6 protein-coding genes are annotated in these 9,162 nt (G+C 63.0%); 1 reads left to right on the forward strand and 5 read right to left on the reverse strand.

Annotated elements, in window-relative coordinates; genetic code table 11:
* Positions 1-138 precede the first annotated feature (138 nt).
* Positions 139-1,032 carry an Mbeg1-like protein gene (locus RYL44_RS09390; RefSeq protein WP_314975808.1) on the forward strand — a complete coding sequence of 298 codons (894 nt, stop codon included), beginning with the start codon at positions 139-141 and terminating at the stop codon, positions 1,030-1,032.
* Between the two features lie 694 nt (positions 1,033-1,726).
* Here RYL44_RS09390 and RYL44_RS09395 read toward each other — a convergent pair.
* The 5 genes from RYL44_RS09395 to RYL44_RS09415 form a co-directional block, all read right to left on the reverse strand.
* Positions 1,727-2,119 carry a DUF3566 domain-containing protein gene (locus RYL44_RS09395; protein ID WP_276740935.1) on the reverse strand — a complete coding sequence of 131 codons (393 nt, stop codon included), beginning with the start codon at positions 2,117-2,119 and terminating at the stop codon, positions 1,727-1,729.
* A gap of 125 nt (positions 2,120-2,244) precedes the next feature.
* Complete coding sequence (gene gyrA, locus RYL44_RS09400; protein WP_314975809.1) at positions 2,245-4,890, reverse strand: DNA gyrase subunit A; 2,646 nt, start codon at positions 4,888-4,890, stop codon at positions 2,245-2,247.
* 75 nt (positions 4,891-4,965) lie between these two features.
* Positions 4,966-6,990 carry a DNA topoisomerase (ATP-hydrolyzing) subunit B gene (gene gyrB, locus RYL44_RS09405; protein ID WP_073983759.1) on the reverse strand — a complete coding sequence of 675 codons (2,025 nt, stop codon included), beginning with the start codon at positions 6,988-6,990 and terminating at the stop codon, positions 4,966-4,968.
* 297 nt (positions 6,991-7,287) lie between these two features.
* Positions 7,288-8,046: a DUF5067 domain-containing protein gene (locus RYL44_RS09410; protein ID WP_314975810.1), complete on the reverse strand. Its 759-nt coding sequence runs from the start codon at positions 8,044-8,046 to the stop codon at positions 7,288-7,290.
* A gap of 349 nt (positions 8,047-8,395) precedes the next feature.
* A partial coding sequence (locus RYL44_RS09415) for a DUF5067 domain-containing protein (protein ID WP_314975811.1) occupies positions 8,396-9,162 on the reverse strand: 767 nt, incomplete at its 5' end.

Genomic DNA, 9,162 nt, shown 5'->3' on the forward strand with positions numbered 1-9,162 from the left:
CTGAGCTATAGGCCCAACCGGCACCCTTGCGGGCACTCGGATATAGTACACAGCAACGCACTGTCCGGCAAAATCGAGACTTGGTGACGTCCAACACGGAGCCGCAGCAATGGCGCGCGGCACAGAAAGAGAACCCTCGTGACCACGATTATCGATTACGTTCGCAGCGCGAGAACTCCGTTGCGCTCCGACCTCTCCCCCGCTGACGCCCTCACCCTCGCCACACTGACGTACGCGAACTTCCACGCCTTGGCGGGCCCCCGCTCCACCCGGGGATGCCGGCTGCGCGAAGTCGCCCAGGCCTCGTCCATCAGCGCCCTCTACGATCACGCGATGGTCACCGAACGCAACTGTGCGCTTCTACGCTCCCTCCTGTGCGCAGTCGGCGCGAGTCCGCGGTTTCGAGACATACGGGTGCGCGACGCGGTCACGCGGATCGGCGTGCAGCCGCTCGCGCAATTCGGCGCTGTCACGTTCGTCGACGAGGCCGGGGCGACCTACGTGGTTTTCCGCGGCACCGATGGCACTGCGGTTGGCTGGGCGGAGGATGCGCAGTTCGGCCTGGACTTCCCGACGATCGCTCAGCTGTGGGCGGCGCGATACCTGCGATATGCGGCCGATCGGGCCCCCGGGCCGGTCACCGTCATCGGCCACTCTAAGGGCGGTAATTTGGCCCTGTATGCGGCAGCCGCGACGCGCGTGCCAACGCTTGCGCACGTGTTTTCCTTCGACCCTGTCGGTTTCCCCGAATCGGTCATCGACGACGGTTTCTTCTCCGGCATCGCTCCCCTAACGAGCGTCTTCACGCCGGCGGAGTCCTGGGTGAGTCCCCTGTTTCCGCTGCCCACGGGTGCTTCGATCATTGCGTCGCTCTGGCGGGGTCCGCTGAGCCACAACCCTTACTCGTGGCTGATCGACGGATCTGAGCTCCTGTGCGATACGAGGAACCCGTCGCGCTCGGGGGCTGCACTCGGTGGCCTTGTCGACCTCCTGTTGAGGGTTCGGCCAATTCGTTTTGCCCGGGACCGCTGAGGGGCTTCTGTGAGTGGCTTGTGGCTGCCTCGGGTTGGCTTCACACCACTGCCCCTCGATGCGCGCGTTTACCCACCTAGTAGCGGCTAAGCAGCCCCGGAAACGCTCCACTGGGTGGATCCAGCTGAACTGCCCACGCTCTCACGGCTAGGATCCAGCTCTTCCACAACGTTACGTTCAGCTCTGCCGTGGCTGCTCAGTTGCGACCCCTTTAAAAATCGCATGCAATTCGGTCACCCGAACTTTCGCCCATCCCATTTAAACGTTGCAGTTCCAACGCTTTCATTTCAAAGCTGGAAAGAGTCGCAGGGGAATTACGTGCAGCATCGTTGGGGAACCACGCCAACGCAGCACCAGGGAACGCGTTAAGGACGGATCGCTGCAGGAACGGACCCAGTATGGTCAAACCCGATACCCACGCGGATAGGAAACGAGTAGGCGGATAGGTTACTGCTTCACGGATAGCTTAATGTCCTATCCACGTGCCCATAGCCTATCCATCTAGTCGCTTCCTATCCACGAGCAGTCCGAATGAAAAGCGCAGACACATCCGGAGGCACCCAGAATACGGACGGTCCGCCACGCGCGGACGCCAACACGCAGGCACACACACACGCACAAACACGCAGGCACGCAGGCACGCACACACGCAGGCATGGAAAAAGGGGCCGGCGTGAGCCGACCCCTTATATTCTCACTCGTCCATGAGAGACACCTTGATGCCACCCACCAGGGAGGCGACAACGTTGTAGAGCATGGCGCCCAACGTGGACAGTGCAGTCAGAAGAACGACGTTGATAACGGCGACAATGGTCGCGTAGGAGATGACGCGGGGCAGGCGCGCATAGTCCAGCAGGTCCACGAAACGACCTGCCCCGACGGTCTGTAGGAATTCTTCGATCTGACTGAAGACGTGCATGGCGTCGACCATGAGCCACAGGACGATAGTGGCGATGACCATCGCGATACCCAGGGCGACGGATAGAAGGAAAGAGACCTTCATGACGGTCCACGCGTCGATGCGCGCGATCGCGAGATCAACTCGGCGGGGAGCGTCGTTGCGGGCGCTTGAGACGTGGTCGCTCATGGGTTTCCTTCCAGGTCGCACTTCCTACACGCCAGGCTACCGCATCGCCAGGCATCGGCGCTGGTTCCGCGCCGCTTTGGAAGCTTGATCACGGGACGAGGCCTACCTCGTCCCGTGATCATCGTTTACTTGTCGGTATCGTCGGCGAGGTCGCCGCCTTCGAGGGACCCGTCCGTTCCGGCGGGGGCGTTCCCCTGGGGGAGTTCCTCGGTGGAAGCGGTCTGCGCGGGGTCGGCCACTGCCTCGCCGGTCGAATCGTCGCTCATTTCCTCAGTTGAGTCATCGCCGGAGTCGGGGTTGCGGGTGATCGCGATGATGCGGTCGCCCTCGTCCGGGCGGGCGAAGATGACGCCCATGGTGTTGCGGGCGGTGGGTCGCACGTCGGAGGCGTTGACCTGGACGAGCTTGCCGGAGGAGGTGATGACCATGACGTCCTCGTCGGGGCGCACGACGAGGGCGCCGACGAGGCCGCCGCGTTCGTCGACGAGCTTGCCGACGCGCACGCCGAGGGTGCCGCGCGACTTGGTCGGGTATTCCTCGACGGGGGTGCGCTTGGCGTAGCCGGAGTCGGTGACGATGAGCAGGTCGGTGCCCTCGCGGGGGACCTCCATGCTGAGCAGCTCGTCGTCGCCGCGGAACTTCATGCCGCGCACGCCGGACGTGGAGCGGCCCATGGAGCGCAGCTGCTCGTCGGTGGCGGTGAAGCGCACGGCCTGGCCGTCGCGGGAGACGAGGATGAGGTCCTCGTCGGCCATGATGGTCTGCGCGGAGACCAGCTCGTCGGGCTTGCCGTCCTCGTCCTCGCGCAGGTTGATGGCGATGATACCGCCGGAGCGGGGCGAGTTGTACAGGCTCAGCGGAGTCTTCTTGACGAGGCCGCGCTTGGTGGCCAGGACCAGGAAGTCGGCGTCTTCGTAGGTGCGGATCGCGAGGACCTGCGCGATGTGCTCGTCGGGCTGGAACGCCAGCAGGTTGGCGACGTGCTGGCCCTTGGCGTCGCGACCGCCTTCGGGGATCTCGTAGGCCTTGGCGCGGTAGACGCGGCCGAGGTTGGTGAAGAAGAGCAGCCAGTTGTGCGTGGTCGTGACGAAGAAGTGTTCGACCACGTCGTCGCCGCGCAGCTGGGTGCCGCGCACGCCCTTGCCGCCGCGCTTTTGCGAGCGGTAGTTGTCCGTGCGGGTGCGCTTGGCGAAGCCGTCGCGGGTGATGGTGACGACGACGTCCTCTTCGGGGATGAGGTCTTCCATCGACATTTCCCCGTCGAAGGGGAGAATGCGGGTGCGGCGTTCGTCGCCGAACTTGTCGACGATCTCGCCGAGTTCGGCGGAGATGATGGCGCGCTGGCGCTCAGGCTTGGCAAGGATGTCGTTGAGATCGTCGACGCGGGCCTTAAGCTCGGTGTACTCGTCCATGATCTTCTGACGCTCGAGGGCGGCCAGGCGGCGCAGCTGGAGGGCCAGGATCGCGTCGGCTTGGATGGCGTCCACGTCGAGCAGTTCGATCAGGCCGGCGCGGGCCTCGTCGACGGTGGGGGAGCGGCGGATGAGGGCGATGACCTCGTCGAGGGCGTCGAGGGCCTTCAGGTAGCCTTCGAGGATGTGCAGGCGTTCGAGAGCCTTGCGCAGGCGGAAGCGCGTGCGGCGCACGATAACGTCCATCTGGTGGGTGATCCAGTGGCGGATGAAGCCGTCGATGGACAGTGTGCGGGGTACGCCGTCGACGAGCGCGAGCATGTTGGCGGAGAAGTTTTCCTGCAGGCTGGTGCGCTTGTAGAGGTTGTTGAGGACGACTTTGGCGACGGCGTCACGCTTGAGGATGATGACCAGGCGTTGGCCCGTGCGACCGGAGGTTTCGTCGCGGATGTCGGCGATGCCGCCGATTGAGCCGTCGCGTACGAGTTGGGCGATCTTGTCGGCCAGGTTGTCGGGGTTGACCTGGTAGGGCAGCTCGGTGACGACGAGGCACTGGCGGCCCTGGATTTCCTCAACGCTCACGACGGCGCGCTGCGTGATAGAGCCCCGACCGGTACGGTAGGCGTCTTCGATGCCCTTGCGGCCGAGGATGGTGGCGCCGGTGGGGAAGTCGGGTCCGGGGATCAGCTTGAGGAGTGCTTCGAGGAGCTCTTCGCGCGAGGCCTCGGGGTTGTCGAGCGCCCACTGGACGCCGCGCGCGAGTTCGCGCAGGTTGTGCGGCGGGATGCGCGTGGCCATGCCGACGGCGATGCCTTCGGAGCCGTTGGCGAGCAGGTTCGGGAAGCGGGCGGGCAGGATGGTGGGTTCCTGGTTGCGGCCGTCGTAGTTGTCCTGGAAGTCGACGCATTCTTCGTCGATGTCGCGGACCATTTCCATGGCCAGGGGCGCCATCTTGCATTCGGTGTAACGGGGGGCCGCGGGTCCCAGGTTGCCGGGGGTGCCGAAGTTGCCCTGGCCGGCGACCAGGGGGTAGCGCAGCGACCAGGGCTGTACGAGGCGCGCGAGGGCGTCGTAGATCGCGGCGTCGCCGTGGGGGTGGTAGTTACCCATGACCTCGCCGACGACGCGGGAGGACTTGGAGAACGAGGAGGTGGGGCGGTATCCGCCGTCGTACATGGCGTACAGGACGCGACGGTGGACGGGCTTGAGGCCGTCGCGCACGTCGGGCAGGGCGCGCCCGACGATGACGCTCATCGCGTAGTCGAGGTAGGAGCGCTGCATCTCCTTTTGCAGGTCGACCTGGCGGATGCGCTCGGTGTCTGAGATGTGCCGCGCGTCGGTAGTGGGCTCGTCGCTCACAAGTGTTCCTTACGTTGTTTCTGCTCGATCAGGCCCGCCTGGTACGAGGCCGGGGCTGGGCTGGTCGCGGTGTTGTCAGATGTCGAGGAAGCGCACGTCGGTAGCGTTGCGCTGGATGAAGGTGCGGCGTCGGTCGACGTCGTCGCCCATGAGGATCGTGAAGGTTTCGTCGGCGTCTGCGGCCTCGTCGAGGGTGACCTGCTTGAGGATGCGACGCTCGGGATCCATGGTGGTCTCCCACAGTTCGTGGTCGTTCATTTCGCCGAGGCCCTTGTAGCGCTGGATGCCGCCCTCCTTAGGCAGGCGGCGGTTGAGTGCGGTGCCAGCTGCCAGGAGCTTGTCGCGTTCCTTGTCGGAGTATGCGAACTCATGTTCGGCGTTCGTCCACTTGATGCGATATAGCGGGGGCATAGCAATGAAGGTATGGCCGCCTTCGATGAGGGGTCGCATGTAGCGGAAGAGGAGGGTCAGCAGCAGCGTGGCGATGTGCTGGCCGTCGACGTCGGCGTCCGCCATGATGACGATCTTGCCGTAGCGCAGCTTGGAGATGTCGAAGTCTTCGCCGATGCCGGTACCGAAGGCGGTGATGAGGGAGCGGATCGTGTCCGAGGACAGGGCCCGGTCCAGGCGCGCCTTTTCGACGTTGAGGATCTTGCCGCGGATCGGCAGGATGGCCTGACGTTCGGGGTCGCGGCCGCCGACGGCGGAGCCGCCTGCGGAGTCGCCCTCGACGATGAAGATTTCGCACTCGGAGGGGGTGCGGGAGGAACAGTCGCGCAGTTTGCCGGGCATGGACGCGGATTCGAGCACGCCCTTTCGGCGGGTGGCCTCGCGGGCTTTGCGGGCTGCGACGCGGGCGGCCTGGGCGGCTTGACCCTTGTTGATGATGGCCTTGGCGTCGGCGGGGTGGGCGTCGAACCAGTCGGTGAGCTTGGAGTAGACCTGTTGGGCGACGAAGGTGCGGGCCTCGGTGTTGCCGAGCTTGGTCTTCGTCTGGCCTTCAAACTGGGGCTCGGTGAGCTTGATCGAGATGACGGCGGTCAGGCCTTCGCGGACGTCGTCACCGGTGAGGTTGTCGTCCTTGTCGCGGATGATGCCCTTGTCGCGGCCGTAGCGGTTGACGAGAGAGGTCAGCGCACTTCGGAAGCCCTCCTCGTGCATGCCGCCTTCGGTCGTGTTGATGGTGTTGGCGAAGGTGTGGACGGAGGAGGAGTAGGCGGTGGTCCACTGCATGGCTATTTCCACGCTCATGGTGCCTTCGTCGTTGTCAGCTTCGAAGTCTATGATCTCGTTGTTGATCGTGTCGGTCTTCTTGGCGGAATCGAGGTATTCAACGTAGTCTCGCAGGCCGTGCTCGTAGCAGTAGGAGACGGTGCGGTGGCCCTTGGTCTTCTTGTCCGAGGCATCCTCGCCGCCGGCGATTTCGTCGCCTTCGTCGGTGGCGAAGTCGCGTTCGTCGGTCAGCGTGATGCGCAGGCCCTTGTTGAGGAAAGCCATCTGCTGGAAGCGCTGACGTAGGGTCTCGAAGTCAAATTCGACGGTTTCGAAGATCTCCGGGTCTGGGTAGAAGACCTGCGTGGTGCCGGTTTCGTCGGTAGCTTCGCCGCGTTCAAGGGGGGTGATGGGGGTGCCGCCGTTTGCGAACGACATGCGCCAGACGTAGCCCTGTCGGCGAATCTCAGTGTTCACGCGGGTGGAGAGGGCGTTGACGACGGAGATGCCGACGCCGTGGAGGCCACCAGAGACGGCGTAGCCGCCGCCGCCGAACTTGCCGCCGGCGTGCAGGATCGTCATGACGACCTCGACGGTGGGCTTGTGCTCGGTGGGGTGCTCGTCGACGGGGATGCCTCGACCGTTGTCGACGACCTTGATGCCGCCGTCTGCCTGGATGGTGACCTCGATGTGGTCCGCGTAGCCAGCCAGGGCCTCGTCCACAGAGTTGTCGACGACCTCGTAGACGAGGTGATGCAAGCCGCGTTCACCGGTGGATCCGATGTACATACCCGGGCGCTTGCGCACGGCTTCCAGGCCTTCGAGGACGGTGATGTCCGATGCGCCGTAGGACTGTTCGCCGTCGGCGGTCTTCTCGTTGTCAGCCACGTGGCTCCCCTCGCATTGCGCGAAAAATAGATGTTTAACCTTGTAGATTCTACCAAAAATGGGGCTTGTACCAGGGATTGACAGAGCCGGAGGGTTACTTCACAAACTGTGAAATTGCAACGAAAAAGTGACTGTGACCAGTCGCATTGTGACCGTGTTTCTTACGGGGACGACACAGGGCCGCACTCCCACCCTGGAGTGCGGCCCCTCGTCTGATTGTCGGTAACGCAACGCTACTGACGCCTGTCGCATTTGCGTGTCCCTCGTCCGCCGTCGTGAACGAAGGGCGCCGTCCTATCAGCGCGGATACCAGACGTAATCGGGGATGTCGTTTCTTGGATCATCGAAGTCCATGCCGCTCAGAGTTACGGGATCATTCTCATTGTTAAGAGTGAACGCAGTCACGACTGTCTTCGTATCACCGGGTTCCACGACGGAGTAGATCGACCAGAAGTCATATCCCCTCGGCTCGTTGCCGTAGCGGTAATCAGCACTGGACAGGATGTCTCCGTTTTGTTTCGCATCGGGCAGGGCAAGTGGAATCGTGACGTCCCTCGACCCATTGTTGGAAATCGAGTAGGTGATGACGACAGTGGGTTTACCGTCTTCGTCGAGTGGACCTATTTCGATATTGGTGCTTTCGACGCGGACGGTACCGTGGTTGAGGTCAGCCTTGTAGCCGTTTCCGCCAAAAAGAGATCCGGAGTCCACAAGCTTCCAGATGGCCACGCCTGCGACTAGGAGGAGGACGACCGCGATGGCACCAACGATGAGGGGAATAGACTTCGTTGCCTGCCGGGAAGCGCGCATCGGGAGCACGCCGCCCTGGTTGTACCCCTGGCCATACATCGGCTGGGCGCCGTACCCACCGTAGCCCTGCTGGGGAGCACCATAGGTACCCTGCGTGCCCTGGGGGTTCGTCTGGGGTGCAGCGCCCTGGTAATAGCCCTGGCTGTATGCCTGCTGCGGCTGGGCATCATACCCACCGTAGCCCTGCTGTCCTTGGGGGTATGAGCCCCAGCCGTTTGCATTCTGCGGAACGTTCGGATTCGTCATCATGACTCCCTTGCGAGACTCGCGCTCGTCGCGCGATATTTACTCTGTAGCCTAGCAAATTCCGGGTGCGCCAGGATGTCGTTTCCAGCAATCAATGGTTCGCAATTTTGCCATATGGTCGCACGGGTGTGCGTAGAACCAGCGGGACCAGTCATGATCCGTAGGTCTCGTCGTCACTGTGGTTTGTCTTCGTGAAGGTGATGGGCGCGGTAGTATCGCCGTTCCAAAGAACTTGGGGCCGCTCTCCAGGAGGAGAGCAGCCCCAAGTGTGGTCACGCTGCGATGGCCGAAAGTATGTCCGCTACATGGTGGGTACCTTCGCGCTCATCCCAGGGGACGATCAGACGAATCACGGCTGCCACGTCCAGTCGGGGATGCTGGCACGGAAATCGTCGAAGTCGAGCGTCGTGAAGACAACCGGATCACTGTCGTTGGGGAACTTGTAGGCCCAGGTGAAGGTCTTTGTCTGACCGGCCGGAACAGTCACGAATGAGTACCTTTCGACACCAGCCGGCTCCTTGCCGCGTTCGAAGTACGTCTTCTGCATATCGATGCCCTTCTGCTTGGGGTCGGGCGTGTAGAAAGTGGCAGACACTTCATCGCTGGAGTTGTTCGTCATCTGGTACGTCACGAGGATGGTGTTGGCACCATCTTCGTCGACGGGTCCTTTTTCGATCTTGGTGATCTCAGTGTGCACACCAATCTTGAAGTCGACGGAGTAGCTGCCGTTCGCGTGGTAGCTACCAGTGTTTGAGGTTCCGGTCGGAGCACCCGAAGATGTGGGGGTCGGGCCGTTCGACGCAGAATTCGAAGCCGTGGGGGTCGGGCCGTTCGACGCAGAATTCGAAGCCGTAGGGGTCGGGTCCTTCGTCGGATCCGGCTTTGGTTCATCCTTGTCACCCAGGAAGATCACGGCGGCGACAGCGATGAGAGCCAGAACGACGACGCCGGCGATGGCAGCGACGATGATCGGCAGCTTCGACTTCTTCTCAGGGGGCTGAGGAGCGCCAGTACCGTATTCACCGGGGAACTGCTGGGTCTGATCCCCATAACCAGCCGGAAACTGCCCAGTCTGATCCCCATAACCAGCCGAGAACTGCCCAGTCTGATCCCCAT

It is taken from the genome of Actinomyces bouchesdurhonensis (genome assembly GCF_963540955.1).
Taxonomy (GTDB): Bacteria; Actinomycetota; Actinomycetes; order Actinomycetales; family Actinomycetaceae; genus Pauljensenia; species Pauljensenia bouchesdurhonensis.

Bases quoted from the DNA above. Each gene is read 5' to 3' on its own strand.
- RYL44_RS09410 (WP_314975810.1), bottom strand. From the start codon at position 8,046: ATGACGAATCCGAACGTTCCGCAGAATGCAAACGGCTGGGGCTCATAC.
- RYL44_RS09395 (WP_276740935.1), bottom strand. From the start codon at position 2,119: ATGAGCGACCACGTCTCAAGCGCCCGCAACGACGCTCCCCGCCGAGTT.